Origin of the sequence: Chromobacterium sp. LK11, from assembly GCF_001043705.1 — a bacterium.
Lineage (GTDB): Bacteria > Pseudomonadota > Gammaproteobacteria > Burkholderiales > Chromobacteriaceae > Chromobacterium > Chromobacterium alkanivorans.
In genome coordinates this window covers 1-22267 of the sequence record NZ_LDUR01000024.1, presented here as the reverse complement: position 1 = coordinate 22267, position 22267 = coordinate 1, and the positions used below count along the sequence as shown (strand labels likewise).

The following is a 22267-nucleotide window of genomic DNA, read 5'->3' as shown; positions in this document are numbered from 1 at the left end:
TGTCATTACCTATGCTGGCCGCCCTGCGGCGGGCGCGTGAATGCACCCGCAATCGCAGGGCGGCCTGTTCATCCTTACGAATCAAGAAACTATGACCGATAACCTGTTCGCCAAGGAAACCATCCCCATCAGCCTCGAAGAGGAGATGCGTCGCTCTTATCTGGATTACGCGATGAGCGTGATCGTGGGCCGCGCCTTGCCTGATGTGCGCGATGGCCTGAAGCCGGTGCACCGTCGGGTGCTGTACGCCATGCACGAGCTGTCCAACGACTGGAACCGCGCGTACAAGAAATCGGCGCGTATCGTTGGCGACGTGATCGGTAAATACCACCCGCACGGCGACAGCGCGGTATACGACACCATCGTGCGCCTGGCGCAGGATTTTTCGCTGCGCTACCCCTTGGTGGACGGTCAGGGCAACTTCGGTTCGGTGGACGGCGACAACGCCGCCGCGATGCGGTACACCGAGATCCGCATGGCGCGCATCGCCCACGAGCTGCTTGCCGACATCGAGAAGGAAACCGTGGACTTCGGTCCCAACTACGACGGTTCCGAGCACGAGCCGCTGATCCTGCCGGCCAAGATCCCCAATCTGTTGATCAACGGTTCTTCCGGCATCGCCGTGGGCATGGCCACCAATATCCCGCCGCACAACCTCAACGAGGTGGTGGACGCCTGCCTGGCCTTGCTGGCCAACAGCGAACTGACCATTGACGAGCTGATCGACATCATCCCGGCGCCGGACTTCCCCACCGCCGGCATCATCTACGGCACCGCCGGCGTCAAGGAAGGCTACCGCACCGGCCGCGGCCGCGTGATCATGCGCGCGCGCGTCCATTTCGAAGACATCGGCAAGGGCGACCGCCAGGCCATCATCGTCGACGAGATTCCGTACCAGGTGAACAAGGCGCGGCTGCTGGAACGCATCGGCGAGCTGGTGCGCGATAAGCAGATCGAAGGCATTTCCGACCTGCGCGACGAATCCGACAAGTCCGGCATGCGCGTGGTGATCGAGCTCAAGCGCGGCGAAATGCCGGAAGTGGTGCTCAATCACCTGTACAAGCTGACCCAGCTGCAGGACAGCTTCGGCATCAATATGGTGGCGCTGGTGGACGGCCAGCCGCGCCTGCTGAACCTGAAGCAGATCCTGGTGGAATTCCTGCGTCACCGCCGCGAAGTGGTGACCCGCCGCACCATCTTCGAACTGCGCAAGGCGCGCGAACGCGGCCACATCCTGGAAGGCCTGGCCGTCGCGCTGTCCAACGTCGACGAAATCATCGCGCTGATCAAGGCGTCGGAAACCCCGCCGCAGGCCAAGATCGCGCTGATGGAGCGCGAATGGCGCTCGCCGCTGGTGGAGGAAATGCTGTCCCGCGTGGATCAGGACAAGGCGCGCCCGGACGGGTTGGCGGAAGAGTTCGGCCTCAAGGCCAACGGCTACCGCCTGTCCGACGCCCAGGCCCAGGCCATCCTGGAAATGCGCCTGCAGCGCCTGACCGGTCTGGAGCAGGACAAGATCGTCGCCGAATACCGCGACATCATGGCGGTGATTCTGGACTTGCTGGACATCCTGGCCAAGCCGGAACGGATCAACCAGATCATCAGCGAAGAACTGACCGCCATCCGCGCCCAGTTCGGCGACGCGCGCCGCTCCGAGATCGAGCCCTTCGGCGGCGACATCAATATCGAGGACCTGATCACCCCGCAGGACATGGTGGTGACCATTTCCCACACCGGCTACATCAAGGCCCAGCCCATCGACGACTACAGCGCCCAGCGCCGCGGCGGCCGCGGCAAGCAGGCGGCCGCCACCAAGGACGACGATTTCATCGACACCCTGTTCGTGGCCAACACCCACGACTTCGTGCTGTGCTTCTCCAGCCGCGGCCGCTGCTACTGGCGCAAGGTCTACGATCTGCCGCAGGGCGGCCGCCAGAGCCGCGGCAAGCCCATGGTCAACGTGCTGCCGCTGGAAGAGGGCGAGAAGATCAACGCGCTGCTGCCGGTCAAGGAATTCCGCGACGACCAGTACGTGTTCATGGCCACCGCCGACGGCACCGTGAAGAAGACGCCGCTGCGCGCCTTCTCCAAGCCGCGCGCGGCGGGCATCATCGCCATCAATCTGGACGAGGGCAACTACCTGATCGGCGTGGCGCTGACCTGCGGCAAGAGCGTGGCCGGCCAGGGCGACGAGGATGACGAAACCATCGTCGAAGAAGACATCGTCGCCGACGGCGAACTGATCGAGGACGGCCTGCCGGTCGAGGGCGATCAGGTGATGCTGTTCTCCGACGCCGGCAAGTCGGTGCGCTTCAGCGAAAGCCAGGTGCGGCCGATGGGACGCACTTCCCGAGGCGTGCGCGGCATGAAGCTGGGCGAAGGCCAGAAGCTGATCTCCCTGCTGGTGACCAATTCCGAAGACCAGATGGTGCTGACCGCCAGCAACGGCGGTTACGGCAAGCGCACCCGCACCGGCGATTTCCGCCTGACCAGCCGCGGCACCCAGGGCGTGATCGCCATGGACCTGACCGACAAGACCGGCTTCAAGCTGGTGGCCGCCAGCCTGGTGGAGGAAACCGACGACGTGATGCTGATCACCACCGGCGGCGTGCTGATCCGCACCAAGGTGGCGGAAGTGCGCGAAACCGGCCGTTCCGCCCAGGGCGTGCGCCTGATCAATCTGGACGAAGGCGAGCAGCTGATCGGCCTGGAGAAAGTGGCCGAGGGCGATAGCGACGACGACGCGGACGCGCTGGAAGGCGAAGACGGCGTCGAAGCCGCGGACGAGGGCGGCGAGGCATGATTCCGACGCCGGCCAATCCCGAAGTGCTGGAGGCGATGAGCCAGCTTTTCGTCTCCTTTCCGCACTGTCACGCCCTGGGTTTCCAGTACATCGGCACCGAGGGGCGCAGGCCCACCCTGAAAGTGGACTGGCGCGAGGATCTGGTCGGCAATCCGGTCACCGGCATTCTGCACGGCGGGGTGATCACCTCGCTGGTGGACACCTGCAGCGCGGTGGCGGTGACGGCGCATCTGCCGGAGCTGGAAACCATCGCCACGCTGGATCTGCGCATCGATTATCTGAAGGCCGCCACGCCGGGCAAGCCCATCTTCTGCCGGGCGGAATGCTATCGGCTGACCCGCCAGATCGCCTTTACCCGCGCGGTGTGCTACCACGAATCGCCCAGCGATCCTATCGCCCACGGCGTGGCCACCTTCATGCGCGAATCCAGCCGCACGCCGATGCTGCCGGAGGCCGCCGCATGAGCCAGTTCATGGAGCGTTTCAACGCCTTGCGCGATCAAAAAGCTTATGCGCAAATCGTCAACGAGCTGCCCTATAACAAGCTGATGGGGATGGAGCTGGCCGAGGACGAGGCCGGCGAGTTGTTGTTCCTGCTGCCGTTCTCCGAACGCAACGTCGGCAACACCGCCTTGCCGGCCTTGCACGGCGGCCTGATCGGCGGCTTCCTGGAAAGCGCGGCGATGCTGCATCTGATGTGGAACCGCGAATCGCTGGAAACGCCGAAGATCGTCGATTTCTCGCTGGACTACCTGCGCCCCGGCCGCGCGCAAACCCTGTACGCCAAGTGCGAGATCACCAAGCAGGGCAAACGGGTGGCCAATGTGCTGATCGAAGCCTGGCAGGAAGACCGGCGAAAGCCGGTCGCCGTGGCGAGAGCCCACTTCCTGCTCAGCCAGTAAGCTATAACAAAGGCCCGGCGCTTCGCGATCGGGCCTTCGCATATCAAGGCCCGGAGTTCGCCGGCGCGGGTGCCGAGGGCCGTCAACGCAAATAGAGGATGAACATGGCCAAAGTGTACAACTTCTCCGCCGGCCCCGCCGTGCTGCCACACCAGGTGCTGGCCGAAGCGCAAAGCGAAATGCTGGACTGGCACGGCTCCGGCATGTGCGTGATGGAAATGAGCCATCGCGGCAAGGAGTTCATGGAAATCATCCATGACGCCGAGCACGACTTGCGCGAGCTGATGCAGATTCCCGCCAACTACAAGGTGCTGTTCCTGCAGGGCGGCGCCTCGCTGCAATTCTCCCAGGTGCCGCTTAATCTATTGGGCGAGCGCGACAGCGTGGACATCGTCAACACCGGCCACTGGTCCAAGCTGGCGATCAAGGAAGCGCGCCGCTACGCCAAGGTCAATGTGGCGGCCAGCAGCGAGGACCGCAACTTCGCCTACGTGCCGGACGAAGCCGCCTGGCAGCGCGACCCCAAGGCGGCCTATCTGCACTACACCTCCAACGAGACCATAGGCGGCCTGCAATTCCCCTTCGTGCCGCAAAGCCTGCCCGACGTGCCGCTGGTCTGCGACATGTCCTCGGACTTCTTGTCGCGCGAAGTGGACGTCAGCCAGTTCGGCCTGATCTACGCCGGCGCGCAGAAGAACATCGGCCCGTCCGGCCTGGTGGTGTTGATCGTGCGCGAAGACCTGCTGGGCAAGGCGCGCGCCGACCTGCCCACCATGCTCAACTACCAGGTCCACGCCGACGCGGATTCGATGTACAACACGCCGCCCACTTTCCCGATCTACATCTCCGGCCTGGTGTTCAAATGGCTGAAGGAGCAGGGCGGGGTCAAGGCGGTCGCCACCCGCAACGAGGAAAAGGCCGGCTTGCTCAATCACGTGATCGAGTCCAGCGGCGGCTTCTACCATACCCATATCGACGCGCCGTTCCGCTCGCGAATGAACGTGGTGTTCCGGCTCAAGGATGAGGGCCTGGAAGAGACCTTCCTGCTGGAGGCGCGCAAGAACGGCCTGATTCAGCTGAAGGGGCACCGCGCGGTGGGCGGCATCCGCGCCTCCATCTACAACGCGATGCCGATAGAAGGCGTCAAGTCGCTGGCCAACTTCATGCAGGACTTCGCCCGCATGCACGGCTGAGCCGTTTCCCCCGGCTCGCCGTTCAAGCCCGCCCGCCGGCGGGCTTTTTCATCGTGGGGACGAACGAAGCCGTCGCGCCGGGGTCTACCCCCTTCGTCGCCGGCCCGATTCCGGCGGCCAGAGAACAGGAGTGTGCAAATTGAAATCGCTATTATTCGCCGCGCTGACCCTGAGCAGCGCCGTCGCGCTGGCCAAACCGTTGAGTTTGCCGGAGATCCAGGCCGGTCAGCGTCAGGTCGTCAACTACGTCTGCGCCGGCGGCGCCAAGCTGACGGTCAAGTATTACAACGTCAAGAACGGGCAGAGCTTCGCGGTATTGCCTATCGAGGGCAAGACCATGCTGTTGGCCAATGTGGTGTCCGGCTCCGGCGCCAAATACGCGGCCGAGCAATACAGCTGGTGGACCAAGGGGCCGGAAGGCGCGCTGCGTAACGAGAACAGCGACAAGGCCTTGCTGGACGATTGCAAGGAAAGTCGGCGCTAAACGTCGGACGCCGCCGCCCGCGCGGCGTCCAGCTCCGGGCGCAGCAGAAATTCGCGCAGCGGCATCGGCCGCGCAAACAGATAGCCCTGCAGCCAGCCCACGCCCAGCCGGCTAAGATAGGCGCGCTGGGCCTCGGTCTCCACCCCTTCCGCCACGATTTCCAGCTTCAGTTTGTGCGCCAGCTCGGCCACGCTGTCGACGATGTGGCTGGACGGCGCGTCCGTGCCTATGCTGGCGGTGAAGCTTTTGTCTATCTTGATGCCGTCCAGCGGCAGTTGCTGCAAATAGACCAGGCTGGAATGGCCGGTGCCGAAATCGTCTATCGCTATCTTCACTCCCAGTTCGCGCAGCCGAGCCAGCCGCTCGCAAGCCTCCGGCGTGGGCTCCACCATCTCTCTTTCCGTCAACTCCAGCACCAGATTCAGCTCCCCCGGCGGGAAGTGGTCGAGAAACTGTCGGCAGTCCGCCAGCAAGGCGTCGTCGCGCAGATGGGCGGCGGTGATGTTGATGCCCAGGTGGAACTTGGGCGGCAGCCGGCTCCGCCCCAGGGTTCGCGCCAGCTGGCGCATCATCTGCCGCGTCATCGGCACGATCATGCCGCAATCCTCGGCGCGGGGAATGAACAGGTCGGGCCGGATCAGGCCGTCGCGCGGATGGCGCCAGCGCATCAGCGCTTCCGCGCCTTGCCAGCCCAGCCCGTCCGCGCGCACCACCGGCTGCAGAAAGGGTTCGAACTCGCCGTTGTCCAGCGCGCGCCGCAACTCTATGGTGGGCGAGGCCGGCCGGTTCAACTGCCAGCGCAGCGCGGCGGCCAGCACCAGACCCAGCGCCGCCATGCTGAGAAACACCAGCTCATAGCTGTTGGCCATCTGCCGGTACAGGTCGCGGTGGTTGAAGCCGCTGACCACGGTATAGGGGTGGCGGGAGGAGGCGCGTTCTATCGTGAGCAGGTCGAAGGGCGGGCTGGGGTTGTCGTGCACCGCGTGATCCGGCCCTATCCAATGCCGTCCGACGCGCATATAGACCGGGCCGTAGTCGCTGGCCATGTCCAGGCTGAACTGCAGGTGCACGCCGTCGATGGCGATGTAGATGGCGGCCTGGCCCGACTGCTTGCGGTAGATGATCAAAGGGCGGCCAGGCGTCAGCTCGTTGCCGGACATCAGGCGCAGCGTGGTTTCCGGCTGCGGCTTGTCCGGCGGCGAGATCTGCCGGTGGTAGACGCCGAACAGCGAGGAGCAATAAAGCACGCCGCCGCGCTCCAGCGTGACGCTGCGGATGAAGGGCACGATGGTGACCTGTTTGCGCAGCGCCTGTTCGATCCGCGAGCATGGCTGGCCGGTCAGCGGGGCGACGGTGCCTGCGGCCTGCGCCGCGTAGTCCAGCATCAGGTCCAGCATGCTTTCCGCCTGGCTGGTTTGCAGCATGGCCTGCTGTTGTAGCCGGTTGCTCTCCTGCCAATAGACGATGGGGGTGATGACGGTCAGAGGCAGCAGCGCGGCGACGCAGATCAACAGCCAGCGGCTGATGCGAGCGGGCAGGGTCAGGCGGCGGGACAGCATGGCGCGGATGCGAAGGTCGGCATGGTTCATGATATACGAGGGCCGCCGCCGTTGCCGGGCGGGCTAGACGTCCGCCGCTTCCGGCTGCGACAGGTAGGCCAGGCTCAGCAGGATGAAGCCGATGAAGGCGTAGGCCTTCATCTGGCCGTTCCATTGGCTGGCCCACATCGCGAAGTATTCGCCGCCTATCACCGCGAAGCCGGTGTACCAGACCAGCAGCGCTGGAATGCAGCCCAGGGTGAACAGCGTCTTGCCGCGCAGATAGGCGTCCTCGCGCGCGCATAGCGCGCCGCGCAGCATGGCGCCGCCGCCCCAGGCGCAGATCAGGCCGAAGCTCAGTTCGCCGGCGATGATGGCCAGATAGGCCGCTTGCTGCACGCCGGGATGGGTGATGGCGCGGCTTTTCAGCGCTTGGCCGTTGAACCAGGGCTCCATGCCGTCCATGGCCAGCACGTGGCGGACGAATTGCCAGTTGCTGTCGTAGTCCAGAATGTTGCCGCTGGCGACCAGCAGGCCGAACAGGGCGATGGAAAGCGCGAGCAGGCTTTTGAAGCACTGCTGGGCGCGGCGCAGAGAGGGTAGGCTCATGGGATCTCCTTGTGGTGGGGTCGAGGCGATTGTGCCAGCGCGGCGTCGAACTGGGAATGGCTTGCGTCGGCGTAAAAAAACCCCGCGCAAGCGGGGTCGGGGTTGGAACTGTCTGCCGGCTTAGAACCAGCGGCCGTAGCGTTTGATGTAGAAGGTCTTCACCGTCTGCGCCAGCGTCATATAGCCCAGCATCGTGGCCAGCAACCACCAGAAGTAGCTGGTGTCCAGCTTGACGAAGCCTATGCTCTCCGCCAGCGGCGAGAACGGCAGGTAGCAGCCGATGGCGATGGCCACCGAGGTGGACAGCAGGACCGGCAGCGAAGCGGTGCTTTGCAGGAAGGGGATCTTGCGCGTGCGCAGCATGTGCACCACCAGGGTCTGCGACACCAGGCCTTCGATGAACCAGCCGGAGTGCATGATGCTGGCGCCGCCGTCGCTGACGCCGTTGGCCATGCCCGCGTAGTAGGCCGCGCCGGCGCCGAACACCGTCCACATCAGCGCGTAGGTGGTGATGTCGAACACCGAGGAGGTGGGGCCAAGCCACAGCATGAAGCGCTTGATGTTGTTGGCTTCCCACTTGCGCGGCTTCTTCAGGAACTCCGGGTCCATCTTGTCCCAGGGCAGCACCATCTGCGACACGTCGTAGATCAGGTTCTGGATCAGCAGGTGCATCGCCAGCATCGGCTCCCACGGCAACCAGGCCGAGGCCACCAGTACCGAGAACACGTTGCCGAAGTTGGAGCTGGCGGTCATGTTCAGGTACTTGAGGATGTTGCCGAAGGTTTCGCGGCCCTTGATCACGCCTTCTTCCAGCACCATCAGGCTCTTTTCCAGCAGGATGATGTCGGCGGTCTCCTTGGCGATGTCCGCGCCGCTGTCCACCGAGATGCCGACGTCGGCGTCGCGCAGCGCCGGGGCGTCGTTGATGCCGTCGCCGAGGAAGCCCACGGTGTGGCCGTTGGCCTGCAGCGCCTTGACCACGCGAGACTTCTGCAGCGGGGTCAGCTTGGCGAAGATGGTGGTGTGCTTGACCGCGCTGCACAGCGCCACGTCGTCCATCGCGTCGATGTCCTTGCCCACCAGCGGCACGCCGGGGCTGAGGCCCACGTCGCGGCAGACCTTGGCGGTGATGATGGGGTTGTCGCCGGTCAGCACCTTGACCGCCACGCCGTATTCCTTCAGCGCGCGGATGGCCGGCGCCGCGGAGTCCTTAGGCGGATCGAGGAAGGTCAGGAAGCCGCGCACCACCAGTTGGGCCTCGTCATTGGTCTTGTAGTTGCGCTTGGCTTCTTCCGCCGGAATGTCGCGGGTGGCGACCAGCAGCACGCGGTAGCCCTCGGCGTTGTATTCCTGGCTGCGCTTGAGCAGGGCGGCGCGCTCGTCCTCGGTCAGCGGCTTGATCTGATCGCCGTCCTGCACGTGGCTGGAGACGGCCAGCATTTCTTCCACCGCGCCCTTGGAGATCATCAACTGGCGGCCGCGCTGGTTTTCTACGATCACCGACAGCCGGCGGCGCACGAAATCGAACGGCATTTCGTCCACCTTGCTGTAGCCGTCGGGCTTGACGCGCTTGCCCAGCTCGTCGGCGTGCTCCACCACGGCAATATCCATCAGGTTCTTCATGCCGCTCTGGTGAAAGCTGTTCAGCCAGGCCAGTTGCAGCACGCCCTCGTCTTTGAGCCCATGGATATTGTAATGGTGTTCCAGGATGATCTTGTCCTGGGTCAGGGTGCCGGTCTTGTCGGTGCACAGCACGTCCATCGCGCCGAAGTTCTGCACCGAGTTCAGCCGTTTGACCACCACCTTGCGTCGCGCCATCGCCACCGCGCCCTTGGCCAGGTTGGCGGACACGATCATGGGTAGCATTTCCGGGGTCAGGCCCACGGCCACGGCCAGCGCGAAGGTGAGGGCGGACATCCAGTCGCCCTTGGTCAGGCCGTTGATCATGAACACCACCGGCACCATCACCAGCATGAAGCGGATCAGCAGCCAGGACACGCTGCTGACGCCGCGGTCGAAGCTGGTTTCCACGCGCTTGTGGCTGACCACGCTGCGCGCCAGCGAGCCGAAATAGGTGTCGGTGCCGGTGGCCACCACGACGGCGGACGCTTTGCCGCTGACCACATTGGTGCCCATGAAGCAGATATTGGGCAGGTCGAGCAGATCGGTGTCGCCGTTGGCCTGGCCATTGGCCGATTTCTCAGTCACCGCGCCCAGGGTGTCGTACTTCTCCACCGGCAGCGCTTCGCCGGTCAACACCGCCTGGCTGATGAACAGGTCGCGGGACTCCAGCAGCTTGATGTCGGCCGGGATCATGTCGCCGGCCTGTAGGTGGACGATGTCGCCGACCACCAGCTCGTTCATCGCGATTTCCTGGCGGATCGGGCTGCTGCCGTTGGCCGGGCGGCGCTGCACGGTGGCGGTGTTGCGCACCAGCGATTTGAGTTTTTCCGCGGCCTTGGCGGAGCGGAACTCCTGCCAGAAGCGCAGCAGGCCGCTGATGCCCACCATGGTCAGCAGGATGGTGATGCCGGTCCATTCCTCATCGCCCGGGGCGGCGAAGTAGATGTCGGTGAAATAGCTGATGGCGGCCAGCACCATCAGTACGACGACAAAGGGGTTCTTGAAGGCGTGCGCCAGCTGGATCAGCGGGTGCGGCGCCTTGTCGTGGGCCACCTCGTTGGGGCCGAACTGGGCGTAGCGCTGATGCGCTTCCGCCATGGTCAGGCCGTCCTGGTGGCCGCGTACGCGTTGCAGGGTTTCTTCTACGGAGCTGTCGGCTTCCTGTACCGCTCGGATGACCGGTTTTTCCTGTTTTGCGCTAGGGGTGGCGACATAGCCTTTCAGCTTGTGTCGGCTGCTAGTGTGTTTCGTCATTGTTTAGTCTCCTGCGCGCGAGTCCCGCGCAGTACGTCCGGCCCGTTTAGGCGGAGCGTTTGTCTGGCGGGCGCAGCACAGCGGGTGTTGCGGATGTTCTGAGTTCGAGTTTTGCGCCCGCCTGCGCTGTTGTCGGTGTATGCAGGGCGGGCGGTCGCGGGTAACTTTCGTCAGTCATGGTGTTTCCTTTGTGCGGAGTTGAAGTGTGAAAGCCCGCGCCGCCGCGGCTGAGCGGCGGCGCGGAAAGAAGAATCAGGACTGGGCCAGCGGACGCACCCCGGCGGACCACTCGGGCCGGATCTGGCCGGGCAGAATGTCCAGCCGGACCCGGGCCAGCGGCAGATTGCCGAGCCGCTGCATGACGGCTTCCAGGAAGTGCATGGAGGCGTCGCCGCGGGAACGGAACTCGGTGGCCAGCATCCAGTTGGCCGGCGCGCCGGAAGCCTGGCACTCGCCGACCAGCAGGGTTTCGTTCCAGCTGGACACTTTCAGTCCGTGCCCCTGCGCGGCGGCGCGGATTTCCCTGCGCGCGGCCTTGACCGCTTGCGTGGGGCAGATGACCGACAGTTGATAGCGCTGCGGCCGGATGTTGTGGCGGATGATGTCGTTCATGGCGATCTCCTTGCGATCCGGCTTTACGTCGCGTGCGGACGTGCCGGTCCCTGCCTGGCGGCATGCAATGACAGGGCTGTGTTTGACGGTGGCGAGGCGCGCGAGCCTATCCCGCCGCCGTCAGGCGGAGGAGATCAGGCGGTGCGGGCGGCCTCGGGTCTGCAAGATCGGGGTTCCGGTTCTTCAGACATGGCTGGCCTTTCTTGACTCAAGAGGTTGAACGGCGCGCCTGGGCGCGGCGGCTATTGGGCGGGCGCTCAGGCGCTGGCGGCCCAGCGACGGGGCGTCGCCCGCGTCTCCGGTTTGCGGCGCCCCCAGCGCACGCGATGAATTTCCGGCATTTTGCTCAGGCGCAGCGCCATTTCATTGAAGGCGCGGCGCAGGGCCACCGGGCAATCCAGCCGCACGCTCAGGCAGGCTTGCCCGGCGGTGGAAGCCGGCGTGATGGTGACGTGGGTCGCCGCCAGGCCCAGGGTGTGCATTTCCCAGAATAATTGCTTGCGCAGCGCGGTAATCACCGGGATGTCGCAAATCACATTCAGGTGGCAGCTGGTTTCGTCTTGGCGTTTGCTTGGGGTGCGCGCGAGGTAATTAAATAACCAAGCCAGTTTATTGTGGCGCATATTCTTCTCCCTCATTTTCATTTTGAAAATGCGACAGGCAGCATTATTCCCTTTCCGTGTTTTATAGACGCAGAAATGAAAATAAACTCAATGGTCGATTGCGATGGTCGGCGGCGGCTAATTGGCCAGTCCCGCTGTCGCAATAAGGGAGAGGCTCAGATCAGCAATTCGCCATGGGCCGGCGCGGTCGCGGTTCAGGGTCTTCAATCAACATCAGAACCTCCTGCTGGCTGGCAGCGTTTGCGTTTCAAGAATCGCGCGGACGGGCCGCGCGCGGGAATTGTTCAAGCAAGGGGCGTTCAGTGCGCCAAGTGGGCCCGCTGGGCCAGCAAAAAGGCGCGGTTGGGCACGCGGGGGCGCTGCGCGTGGCGCGCCCAGTGCACTCGGTTGACCTGGGGCAGCTGGCAGAAATGAGCGGCGAGCTGATTCAGGCAACGGCTGGCCACGTCGGGACAGGCGAACAGCACGCTCAGACAGGCCAGGTCGTTGTCTCCGGCGGTCAGGGCGATGCGTTCCACCTCCAGGCCGCGGGCGTGCAGTTGCTTGGCCGCTTGCACGCGCAGCATGGTCAGGTCCGCATGGACGCAAAAAATGTTCAACTGGTAAACGGCTGCCGGAGCGGTGGTTTTGCCTGGGCGTAGCAGGGCCGCCAGTTTAGTGATCAAGCGCATGATGATTCCTCCCGTTGGCGATGCAAGGAGGACGCGACGAAATCCGAAGGCAAACGCCGTCTAGGGGAGTCCGTGCGCAATCAGGCGGCAAGCCGCCCGCGCGGCGCGAATCTGGGGATGTCTGAACTAAGCGGCCGTTTGGCCTGGATTCCGGCTCGCACTGGACCGCTCAAGAAGGGGCCGCTGATGTGCGTTGCTGCCGAATTTTTAGACACCACACCCTGTCATTGCAGGATGTGGCAGAGGAAACGTTCTGCTAAATCCTGCAAGACGGCGTTGCGATACAAGATCGACTACTTCCGTCGTTGTCCACGATGAACCTTTGCAGTATTTGAGATGCCCGGATTATAGGGGGCTTTGCGGGTATAGGCAATCCTGAATCAAACTTTTTTACATTTTTGTGTGCGCCGCAACACTAAATAAGCCGTAGGCATGGAGCAATAATGAAAATAAGCGGCGCCCTGCCATTAAGAAGGGCGTCCATGCCGCGGATATTCCCTGGTTTCGACGCCGCTCAATTAATAAGGGTTCAATCGGCGCCGTAAGCGTAAGGCCCGCCTTTTTCCAGCGCGGCCTGGTAGGCCGGGCGCGCGTGGATGCGCTGCAGAAAGTCCAGCGCGTGCGGGTGTTCCCGGCCCAGGAAGCCGCGCGCGCGCGCCGTTTCCAGCGGAAAGCTCATCTGGATGTCGGCGGCGCTGAAGACGGGGCCGGCGAACCAGCCGTTGCGGGCCAGGCTGTGGTCGGTATGGCTCAGCAGCGCGTCCAGCTGCGGCTGCAGATAGGCGCGGCGAACGCCGGCGGCCAGTTTGCGCGCCAGCGGCCGCAGCAGCCAGGGCACCGGCGGCTGGCCCAGCCGCGCGAACACCAGGCTCATCACCAGCGGCGGCATCAGCGAACCTTCGGCGTGGTGCAGCCAGAACAGGTAGTCGCTGTGCTCCGGCGAGCCGGCGGCGGGCTTGAGCCGACCGGAGCCGTAGGTGTCCACCAGGTGTTCGACGATGGCGCCGGTTTCGGCCAGCGTCAATTCGCCGTCGCTGATGACCGGGGCCTTGCCCAGCGGGTGGGCGGCTTTGAGCTCCGGCGGGGCGAGCAGGGTAAGCGGGTCGCGCTGGTAGTGTTGAATCCGATAGTGCAGATTCAGCTCCTCCAGCAGCCAGAGCACGCGTTGCGAGCGCGAGTTGTTCAAGTGGTGGACGGTGATCATGGGCGGGTTCTTCCATGGCGCCTGAGCGCGCTAGATGGGGAGGCGGCTGCCGGCCTTGACTTCGCGCAGCGCCAGGCTGGAGTGGATGGAGTGCAGGCCCGGGGTGCGGCGCAGCACGGTTTCGATGAAGTCGCTGTACGCGTCCAGATTGGGCGCGACCACTTGCAGCAGGTAGTCGGCGTCGCCGGTGATCTTGTGACAGGACAGCACTTCCGGACGTTCCCGCATCTGGGCTTCAAAGCGGTTGGGGGCGTCGTCGGCGTGTTCGCCGAAGCTGAGCCGGACGAAGGCCAGCACGTCGTAACCCAGTTTGCGGCGGTCCAGATTGGCCTGGTAGTCCTTGATGTAGCCGGCTTCCTCCAGCCGCTTCAGCCGGCGCCAGCACGGGGTGACGCTGAGGGACAAGCGTTCGGCCAGCTTGGGATTGGACATGGCTCCGTCTTGCTGCAATAGCCGCAACAGAGTCAGATCCGTGTCATCCAGCGGCGTTTTGAGTCTGTTCATGCTCAACCATCGCTTTCAATATCGCTTTCTTGCTCCAGATTAGCGCCGAAGCCCGGGCAAAAGCAAAACTATTCCAGCGACCGCGGCGCATACTGGGCTTTTGCCGATTCAAGCGAGAGGCGAGGAGGGACGGCGATGTTGACGATTTACAGCGACGCGCACCATTTGCACCATGGTTGCGAACTGAAGGACGGGGTGTTGATGCCCTGTTTCGAGCAGCCGGGACGCGCGGACACCATCTTGGCGCGAGTGAGGGCGACGGGGCTGGGCCCGGTGGCCGCGCCGCGCGCATACGACAGCGCGCGTTACGCCCGCGTGCACAGCCAGCGCTACGTGCGTTTCCTGGAGCGGGCCTGGGACGAGTGGACGGCCGCCGGCCGCAGTCACGACGCCTTGCCGCTGATCTGGCCGGTGCGCGATCTGCGCGGCGACATCGAGCCGGAGTTCATCGACGGCAAGCTGGGCTTTTACGCGATGGACGCCGGGGTGGCGATCACCGCCGGCACCTGGCAGGCGGCGCGCGCCAGCGCCGACGTGGCCTTGGGCGGGATGGACGCCTTGCTGGCGGGAGAGCAAAGCGCCTTCGCGCTGTGCCGGCCGCCCGGCCACCACGCGGCGGCCGAGTATATGGGCGGCTACTGCTATCTGAACAACGCGGCGATCGCCGCGCAGTCCTGCCTGGACGGCGGCGCCGGCAGAGTGGCCTTGCTGGATGTCGACTACCATCACGGCAACGGCGGGCAGAGCATTTTTTACGAACGCGACGACGTGATGTTCCTGTCCTTGCACGGCGACCCCAAATCCTCCTACCCGTATTTTTCCGGCCATGGCGACGAGCAGGGCCGAGGCGCCGGCCTAGGCTTCAATCACAATTATCCGTTGCCGCACGGCACCGGCTGGCCGGCCTACGGCGAAGCCTTGAGCCACGCTTGCGGCCGGATCGCCGCTTACGCGCCGGACGCGCTGGTGGTGTCGCTGGGCGTGGACACCTTCAAGGATGACCCGATCAGTCAGTTTCGCCTGGAGAGCGAAGACTTCCTGCGTCTGGGCGCGCGCATCGCCAAACTGGGTCTGCCGACGCTGTTCGTGATGGAGGGCGGCTATATGGTGGACGACATCGGCGTCAACGCGGTGAACGTGCTGACGGGCTTCCAGGCGGGCGACGCCGGCGTTTGATCTGGGTCAGCCCGGCTGCGAATAAAGCGCCGGGCCGGCGGCCGGCAAGCCGCGCTTGTGAAAAAAATGTAAAAAGCATAGAGTGGCGGGTGTAAAATTGCTTACACCCGACAACTTCAGAGTTATTTCTCATGAAAAGCGGTCATTCCGACTCCGCAGATCGAAGTCCCAGCGCGTTTTATCAGCATTTTTCGCCTCATTTACCCCTGGCGGGCGCCAAGCGCCACGCCAAATGGCGGCTCAGCGCCCGGCAAGAGGAAGTCTTGCTGCATGCGACGCTGATCGCCTGTATCGCCCTGGTGGCGCTGTTCGCCTATCTGCGTCACTAGCGCTGACCGCCCTTCGCGGAGAAGGCCCATGCTCCGACCTGGAAGCGCAAGGCGGGAGCAGGGGTTTTGTCGGCGGTTCTAAGAGCCTGTTCAAAGTCTCGCGAGCAAGGGCGAGACAAGGCGAAAACTAGCGAAAAAGCGGAATGTACACGTGGTACATGAGCATTTTGAGCTCGTACTCACCGTGCAACACTTCACGAAGCACAGCAGACTTTGAACAGGTTCTAAGCCGGCTGCGCCTGTTCCGCGAGATCGATCTCGCGGCGCAGCTGTTTCAGCGTCGGCGTCACGATGGCGATGAAGCTGGCTTCGCGCAGCCGCCGCTGCGCCGAGTGCGACAGCAGGAAGCCGGCGGCGCCGGCGTGCAGCTGGGCCGACATCGCCGCGCGCAGGCACAACTCCCCCACGGCGGCGCGCAGGCGCAGCACGCGCAGAGGCTGAACCTGGCCCGCCTCGGCCTGAGGCGCCAGCGTTTTCGCTTCGCTCCATAAACTGGCCAATTCCGCCGCCAGATCCTGATACGAATGGTCCAGCCAACGGTTTTGTTCGCCGTCGCGCCGATTGGCTTCCTGAATGTCGTCCAGGCAGCCTTGCACGACGCCCAGGCCCGCCGCCGCCTGCGCCAGCACGAAGCCGGGACGGACGCGCCGGATGAAGGCGGCGAAGTCGGCCGGCTCCGCCGCCACCCGCTCGGCGGGCACGAACACCTGGTCCAGCTTCACGCTCAGCGTGCGGGTGCCGGCCATGCCGGCGGTGGGCGGTCCGTCGCAGAGCCGCACCCCCGGCGCGTCGCAATCGGCCAGGAAAACCAGCTTGCCGCCGTCGGCGACGGCGGCCGCGGCGGCGAACAGATGTCCGTCGCCGATATTGGACACCCACGGCAGGTCGCCGGACAGCCGATAGCCGTTGGCGCAGGGTTCGGCGCGCAGCCGCAGCGGCTCCAGGCCGGCCAGGTGCTTGATGGCGTTGGACAGGCCGGGGCCGCCCAGGCGCCGGCCCGCGGCCAATTCCGTCATCAGCGATTTCAGTTCCGCCCGCGGCGGCGCGTGGCGCAGCAGCCAGACGCTGGCGCTCTGGCACCAGGCGAGAAAGGCGGTGCTGCCGCAGACGGCGCCGACTTCGGCGATGGCCGCCATCGCCGCGGCGAGGCCCGGCGCCCTGCCGCCGGCCTCCGCCGGCAACAGCGCCGCGTAAACGCCGTCTTCGCCCAGGCCGCGCAAGATATCTTCCGGGTAATGCGCTTGCTGATCGATGGCGGCGGCCAGCGGCGACAGTTGCAGTCGGACGCGTTGGTCGACGCGGCGGAGCAGGGCGAGGGATTCGGGATGGGTCATGGGGGCGCACCGAGCGGGGCAGGTTGATCAAGGCCTTGCCGGGGCGAGGCCTCGGCATTCTGTAGGCATACGGCGGCGATGTCCATGGCTGCAGCGGCGCATCTGTCCATATGGACGCCGCGGCGCCGGGGCGGAACTTGCCGGCCCGGCACCAGTCGCTATCTATTCGGCCGACGCGAAAGCGACGGCGATCGCAAGCAATGGATTTAGCAAAGGAGAAGGGCGCGGATGAGGTACTCGACGCAGATCGCTTTATTCCTGGCCGGCTTGAGCCTGGCCGCCGGCGCGGCGGCGCTGACGCTGGACATCAAGGCGGTGGCGTCCGCGCCGACCGCCGCGACGGCGGACCCGGGCTGGAGCCGCGGCTACGACAGCAAGCGTTTCAACGAGCCGCCGTCCGAACTCGCTCAGCAACAAGCCGATCAGGCGCTGCGCGACAAGCAGCAGCCCAAGACGCCGATAGACTGCCAAAGCCACCCCGGCTACGCCTATTGTCCGCCGCTGAACGCCAAGACCTTGCCGCCGCCGGCCGGCGGCGTCAGATAGCGCCGGGGCGATAAACCGGGAGGCCGGGCGCCGCCGCGCGCCGCAACGCGGTACACTGCCGGGCATCAATCCCACACAGCGGCCGGCATGCGCATTCTTCACACCTCGGACTGGCACCTGGGCCAGCATTTCATCGGCAAGACCCGCCAGGCGGAACACCAGGCCTTCATTCACTGGCTGCTGGAGCAGGCCGCCGTCCACCAGGCCGACGCGGTGCTGGTGGCCGGCGACATCTTCGACACCGGCGCGCCGCCCAGCTACGCGCGCGAACTCTACAACGGCCTGATCGCCGCCGCCCACCGCGCCGGCGTGCAGCTGGTGCTGCTGGGCGGCAACCACGATTCCGTGGCTACGCTGGCGGAAAGCCGCGCGCTGCTGTCCTATCTGTCCGCCTGCGTGGTGCCGGCGCTGAGCGAAGATCCGGCCGAACAGGTGCTGGTCCTGATGCGCCGCGACGGCGAGCCGGGCGCTTTGCTGTGCGCGCTGCCCTACATCCGCCCGCGCGACGTGCTGCGCAGCCAGGCCGGCCAGAGCGCGGAGCAAAAGCAGCAATCCTTGCAGGACGCCATCCGCGAACGCTACCAACAGGTGTACCAGCAGGCGCTGCGCCGCCGCGAGGCGCTGGGCCTGGAACTGCCCATCATCGCCAGCGGCCACCTGACCACGGTGGGCGCCAGCGCTAGCGAATCCGTCCGCGAAATCTACGTCGGCGCGCTGGAGGCCTTCCCCAGCAACGCCTTCCCGCCGGTCGACTACATCGCCCTCGGCCACATCCACCGGCCGCAGAAAGTGGGCGGCCACGAGCACATCCGTTACAGCGGCTCGCCGATTCCGCTGAGCTTCGACGAGGCCGGCCAGGGCAAGGAAGTGCTGTTGGTGGAACTGGACGCCCAGGGCTTGCGCGCGGTCACGCCGCTGGCGGTGCCTTGCTTTCAGCCCTTGCGCTCGTTGCGCGGCAGCCTGGCGCAGTTGCCGGCCTTGTTGGCGGAGGCCGCCGAAGCCGGCAGCGCCGCACGGCCGGTGTGGCTGGAGGTCGTGGTCAGCGCCGACGACTACCTGAGCGATCTGGCCGCCCGCGCGCAGGCGATGTGCGCGGACTTGCCGCTGGAACTGCTGCGGGTGAGGCGGGAGCGCGGGCAGGCCGCCGCCGGATTGGCCGCCGTCGCAGGAGAGACCCTGGACGAACTGACGCCGCTGGACGTGTTCGAGCGCCGGCTGGCGCTGGAAACCCTGGAGCCTCCGCTACAGGAGCAACTGCGGCTGCGCTACCGCGAAACCCTGGCCGCGCTGCGGGAGGAGACGGCATGAAGATCCTGACCCTGCGCCTGAAAAATCTCAATTCGCTGCAAGGGGAGTGGAAGCTGGACTTCAGCGCCGAACCCTTCGCCGGCAGCGGCCTGTTCGCCATCACCGGCCCCACCGGCGCCGGCAAATCCACCTTGCTGGACGCCATCTGCCTGGCGCTCTACCACAAGACGCCGCGGCTGGACGCGGTGACCCAGGGCAGCAACGACATCATGAGCCGGCACACCGCGGACTGCCTGGCGGAAGTGGAATTCGAAGTCAAAGGCCGGCGTTACCGCGCCTTCTGGAGCCAGCGCCGCGCCCGCGACAAGCCCGACGGCGCGCTGCAAGCGCCCAAGGTGGAGCTGGCCGACGCCGACGGCGAGATTCTCAGCAGCCAGGTGGCGGACAAGCTCAAGCGCGTAGAAGCCATCACCGGCCTGGATTACGAACGCTTCACCAAATCCATGCTGCTGGCGCAAGGCGGCTTCGCCGCCTTCCTCAACGCCGACGCCAACGCGCGCGCGGAATTGCTGGAAGAGCTGACCGGCAGCGAAATCTACGGCCGGATCTCGCAACAGGTGTTCGAGCGCGCCCGCGACGCGCGCCAGACTCTGGAGCAATGGCAGGCGCGCGCCGACGGCGTGGAGTTGCTGGCGCCGGAGCGGCGGGGGGAAATGGAGGCGAGGCTGGCCGAGCTCGGCGCGGTCTCGCTCCAGGCGCAAGGCGAGTGGGAGCGGGCGCGCGGGCAATGGCAATGGCGAGAAGCCGTCGAGCAGGCGCGGCGCCACAGCGCCGACGCGGACGGCGAATGGCGGCGGGCCTGCGAGCGCGAAGCGCAGGCGGAGCCGGAGCTGGAGCGTTTGCGTCGAGACGAACCGGCGCGGCGCATCCAGCCGCAATGGCGCGAAACGGAGCAGGCGCGGACGGAGTTGCTGCGGCTGGACGCGGAAAGCCAGGCGCTGGGGCAGGAGAGCGCGGCCTTGAACGCGGACTGGCAGGCAGGCCACTGGCGGACCTTGAGCCACGCCCGCCGGCTGGAGCGGACCCAGCGCGAGCGCCTGGCCGCGCTCAAGGCCGTTGCGGGAGAGCAAGAAGCCTCCGCGAGGCGGTTGAGCCATCACGCGCGCTTGGGCGAGTTGCTGGAACGCTGGCGAGCCGGCTTCGCGCAACAGGAGCGGCTGCGCCAACAGCGCGAGGGCTGCGCCGCGCGCATCGCGGAACTGGACGCGCAAACGCTGCGCCAGCGGCAGGGTCTGACGGCCTTGAATGCGGAAGCCGAGGCGGCTGAACGGCAGGGCCTTGAGGCCGACGCCGCCTTGCGGCGGGCGGAAGAGGGCGCGAGCGCGGCGCAGGAGGGCTGCAGCCTGTCCGAATGGCGCGAGCAATGGCAGCTCACCTTGCGGCAATCCACGGTTTTGCGCGGCCTGGCGGCGCTGGCCGCCGAACTGAGGCCGCTGGAAGCGCGGCTGGCCGGCCGGCGCGAGGAAAGGGCGGAGCTGGAAGCCGAGCGCGCCCGCCATGACGCCGACCTGCAAGGGTTGCGCGCCGATTACCGGCAGATGCAGGAGCAGACGGCGGACAAGCGGCGGCTGCTGGAGCAGGAGCGGCGCATCCTCAGCTTGGAGCAGCACCGCGCCGCCTTGCGGCCGGGCGAACCCTGCCCGCTGTGCGGCGCCAGCGAACATCCGGCGGTGGCCGCCTACCAGGCGCTGGACATCGGCGCCGCCGAGGCGGCCTTGAGCGCCAAGGAGGCCGCGCTCGAGGCCTTGCGCGAGCAAGGCCAGCAGGCGGCGGCGCAACTGGCGCGAGACGAAGCGCAATTGCGGCAGCTGGACGAGACGACAGAGCAGGAGCAAGCGCGTCGCGAGCGCCTAGCCGCGCAATGGTTGAGCGAGGGCGCGCCCTGCGGGCTGGCGGACGATGATTGGCGCGGAGAGCGGCTGGAACAGGCGAGCCAGGACGCCGAGCGGCGGCAACAGCGGCAGGAAAGCGCGCTGCGCGCCGCCGAGCAGGCCGAAGCGGCGCTGGAGCTGGCGCGCGCGGACGCGCGGCGGCAGAGCGAGGCCGCGCAGGCGCTGAGCCAGAAACGGACGTTGCAAGAACACGGCCTGCGCAGCCTGGAGCAGAGCCTGCAAACGCTGGGGGACGAACTCGCGCAGCGCGAGGCCGAGTGGCGGGAACAGGCCGAGGGCCGCGAGGCCGACATCGCCGCCGCCGGCTTCCAGGCCCCGGAAACGGGGCGGGAGGCGGATTGGCTGCAGCGGCGCGACGCCGATTGGCAAGCCTGGAAGGCTTTGGAGCAAGCCCGCCGGCAGGGCGAGGCGGACGCGGAGGCCCAGGCCGCCGCGCACCGGCTGGCCGGCGAGCGCGTCGCGGACTGGGAAGAGCGCTGGAAGGCGCTGGGGCTGCCGGACGGCGCGCCCTTGCCGGAACAGGGCGACGCCGAGGCCGCTTGGCTCGCCGCGGCGGCGGACTGCGAGGAATTGGCGCGGGCCTTGGCCCGGAACCGGGGCGCGCGGGAACGGACGGAGGCGGACGCCGCGCGCCAGCGGCGGCGCGCCGAAGAGGCGGAGCAGGCCTGGGCCCAAGCGCTGGCCGCCAGCCCGTTTGCGGACGCCGCCGCCTTCCTGGCGGCGGCCTTGCCGGATGTGGAGCGCGAGCGCCTGGGCGCCTTGAGCCGGCAGCTGGAACAAGAACGGCTGCGCACGGCGGCGCTGCGTCAGCAGGGCGCGGAACGGCTGGAAGCGCTGGAGCGGGAAAACGCCTCAGACCTGCCGGAAGCGGAACTGCGCCAGCGCATGGATGCGCTGGACGCCGAGCGGCAACGGCTGTCCGGCGAGGACGGCGCCTTGCGCGCCTTGCTGGACAACGACCTTGCGCGCCGCGACGGACAGCGGGAGCTGTTCGCCCGCATCGACGGCCTGCGCGACGAAGCCGACGTCTGGCAGCGGCTGAACGGCCTGATCGGCTCCGCCGCCGGCGACAAATTCCGCCGCTTCGCCCAGGGTCTGACGCTGGAGCATCTGGTGGCGCTGGCCAACCGCCATCTGAGCCGGCTGCACGGCCGTTATTGGCTGCGCCGCCGCGCCGACGGCGAGCTGGAGCTGGAAATCGTCGACAGCTGGCAGGGCGACGCGGCGCGCGACACCCGCACCCTGTCCGGCGGCGAAAGCTTCCTGGTCAGCCTGGCGCTGGCGCTGGCCCTGTCCGACCTGGCCAGTCACAAAACCTCGATCGATTCGCTGTTCCTGGACGAAGGCTTCGGCACCCTGGACGGCGAAACGCTGGAGTTGGCGCTGGACGCCCTGGACGCGCTCAACGCCGGCGGCAAAACCATAGGCGTGATCAGCCATGTGGAGGCGCTGAAGGAGCGCATCCCGGTGCAGATCCGGGTCAGCCGGGCCGGCGGCGCCGGCTGCTCCGCGCTGACGGTGAGCGGCTAAGAACCTGTTTACGATCTGCTGCGCGTCGTGACATGCGGCACGGTGAGAAATGCTCGTGTGCCGCGTGTGCGCTCCGCTTTCTCAGCGGTTTTCGCCTTGTCTCGCTCTGGCTCGCGAGATCGTAAACACGTTC

19 protein-coding genes are annotated in these 22267 nt (G+C 66.2%); 10 read left to right on the top strand and 9 right to left on the bottom strand.

Annotation, left to right across the window (positions count from 1 at the left end; all coding sequences use genetic code 11):
* Positions 1 to 91: 91 nt before the first annotated feature.
* The 5 genes from gyrA to VK98_RS14470 all read left to right on the top strand — a co-directional run bounded on the left by gyrA (position 92) and on the right by VK98_RS14470 (position 5381).
* Positions 92 to 2803: a DNA gyrase subunit A gene (gene gyrA, locus VK98_RS14490; protein ID WP_048414725.1), complete on the top strand. Its 2712-nt coding sequence runs from the start codon at positions 92 to 94 to the stop codon at positions 2801 to 2803.
* Positions 2800 to 3267: a PaaI family thioesterase gene (locus VK98_RS14485; protein WP_048414724.1), complete on the top strand. Its 468-nt coding sequence runs from the start codon at positions 2800 to 2802 to the stop codon at positions 3265 to 3267. The genes gyrA and VK98_RS14485 overlap by 4 nt, the downstream gene beginning before the upstream one ends.
* Positions 3264 to 3704 (top strand): PaaI family thioesterase, encoded by a 441-nt coding sequence (locus tag VK98_RS14480; protein ID WP_048414723.1) that lies wholly within the window; start codon positions 3264 to 3266, stop codon positions 3702 to 3704. Before VK98_RS14485 ends, VK98_RS14480 begins: the two co-directional genes overlap by 4 nt.
* A 104-nt stretch (positions 3705 to 3808) precedes the next feature.
* Entirely contained in the window at positions 3809 to 4897 is a 1089-nt protein-coding gene (gene serC, locus VK98_RS14475) for a 3-phosphoserine/phosphohydroxythreonine transaminase (RefSeq protein WP_048414850.1), read from the top strand.
* A gap of 139 nt (positions 4898 to 5036) precedes the next feature.
* Positions 5037 to 5381 carry an MliC family protein gene (locus VK98_RS14470; protein WP_197083056.1) on the top strand — a complete coding sequence of 115 codons (345 nt, stop codon included), beginning with the start codon at positions 5037 to 5039 and terminating at the stop codon, positions 5379 to 5381.
* Here the strand turns inward: VK98_RS14470 and VK98_RS14465 are convergent.
* The 8 genes from VK98_RS14465 to VK98_RS14430 form a co-directional block, all read right to left on the bottom strand.
* Complete coding sequence (locus VK98_RS14465; RefSeq protein WP_082159039.1) at positions 5378 to 6970, bottom strand: EAL domain-containing protein; 1593 nt, start codon at positions 6968 to 6970, stop codon at positions 5378 to 5380. The two genes, VK98_RS14470 and VK98_RS14465, sit on opposite strands and share 4 nt — an antisense overlap.
* Before the next feature lie 33 nt (positions 6971 to 7003).
* Positions 7004 to 7528 carry a DUF2165 family protein gene (locus VK98_RS14460; protein WP_048414720.1) on the bottom strand — a complete coding sequence of 175 codons (525 nt, stop codon included), beginning with the start codon at positions 7526 to 7528 and terminating at the stop codon, positions 7004 to 7006.
* A gap of 120 nt (positions 7529 to 7648) precedes the next feature.
* On the bottom strand, positions 7649 to 10405 hold the full coding sequence (gene mgtA, locus VK98_RS14455) for a magnesium-translocating P-type ATPase (RefSeq protein WP_048414719.1): 2757 nt from the start codon (positions 10403 to 10405) through the stop codon (positions 7649 to 7651).
* A gap of 252 nt (positions 10406 to 10657) precedes the next feature.
* Positions 10658 to 11017 carry a hypothetical protein gene (locus VK98_RS14450; RefSeq protein ID WP_048414718.1) on the bottom strand — a complete coding sequence of 120 codons (360 nt, stop codon included), beginning with the start codon at positions 11015 to 11017 and terminating at the stop codon, positions 10658 to 10660.
* 257 nt (positions 11018 to 11274) lie between these two features.
* Positions 11275 to 11640: a hypothetical protein gene (locus VK98_RS14445; protein WP_048414717.1), complete on the bottom strand. Its 366-nt coding sequence runs from the start codon at positions 11638 to 11640 to the stop codon at positions 11275 to 11277.
* A 299-nt stretch (positions 11641 to 11939) separates the two neighbouring features.
* Positions 11940 to 12311, bottom strand: coding sequence for a hypothetical protein (locus VK98_RS14440; RefSeq protein WP_048414716.1), 372 nt, complete (start codon positions 12309 to 12311; stop codon positions 11940 to 11942).
* Positions 12312 to 12840: 529 nt separating this feature from the next.
* Entirely contained in the window at positions 12841 to 13515 is a 675-nt protein-coding gene (locus VK98_RS14435) for a glutathione S-transferase (protein WP_048414715.1), read from the bottom strand.
* A 30-nt stretch (positions 13516 to 13545) separates the two neighbouring features.
* The gene (locus tag VK98_RS14430) at positions 13546 to 14019 is read right to left on the bottom strand and encodes an Lrp/AsnC family transcriptional regulator (RefSeq protein ID WP_231589288.1); all 474 of its coding nucleotides are present in this window, start codon (positions 14017 to 14019) and stop codon (positions 13546 to 13548) included.
* Between the two features lie 135 nt (positions 14020 to 14154).
* On the opposite strand from VK98_RS14430, the gene VK98_RS14425 reads away from it, so the two are divergent.
* Together VK98_RS14425 and VK98_RS14420 are read left to right on the top strand one after the other, a co-directional pair.
* Positions 14155 to 15195 (top strand): histone deacetylase family protein, encoded by a 1041-nt coding sequence (locus VK98_RS14425; protein WP_048414713.1) that lies wholly within the window; start codon positions 14155 to 14157, stop codon positions 15193 to 15195.
* 131 nt (positions 15196 to 15326) lie between these two features.
* Positions 15327 to 15524: a hypothetical protein gene (locus tag VK98_RS14420; RefSeq protein WP_048414712.1), complete on the top strand. Its 198-nt coding sequence runs from the start codon at positions 15327 to 15329 to the stop codon at positions 15522 to 15524.
* A 224-nt stretch (positions 15525 to 15748) separates the two neighbouring features.
* On the opposite strand, the gene VK98_RS14415 is transcribed toward VK98_RS14420, so the two are convergent.
* The gene (locus VK98_RS14415) at positions 15749 to 16858 is read right to left on the bottom strand and encodes an acyl-CoA dehydrogenase family protein (RefSeq protein ID WP_048414711.1); all 1110 of its coding nucleotides are present in this window, start codon (positions 16856 to 16858) and stop codon (positions 15749 to 15751) included.
* Between the two features lie 228 nt (positions 16859 to 17086).
* Here VK98_RS14415 and VK98_RS14410 point away from each other — a divergent pair, with 228 nt between their 5' ends.
* From VK98_RS14410 to VK98_RS14400, 3 genes are all read left to right on the top strand, one after another.
* Positions 17087 to 17404 (top strand): hypothetical protein, encoded by a 318-nt coding sequence (locus VK98_RS14410; protein WP_048414710.1) that lies wholly within the window; start codon positions 17087 to 17089, stop codon positions 17402 to 17404.
* An 87-nt stretch (positions 17405 to 17491) separates the two neighbouring features.
* Complete coding sequence (gene sbcD / locus VK98_RS14405) at positions 17492 to 18712, top strand: exonuclease subunit SbcD (RefSeq protein WP_048414709.1); 1221 nt, start codon at positions 17492 to 17494, stop codon at positions 18710 to 18712.
* Entirely contained in the window at positions 18709 to 22134 is a 3426-nt protein-coding gene (locus VK98_RS14400; RefSeq protein ID WP_048414708.1) for an AAA family ATPase, read from the top strand. Before sbcD ends, VK98_RS14400 begins: the two co-directional genes overlap by 4 nt.
* The last annotated feature ends 133 nt before the right edge of the window (positions 22135 to 22267 follow it).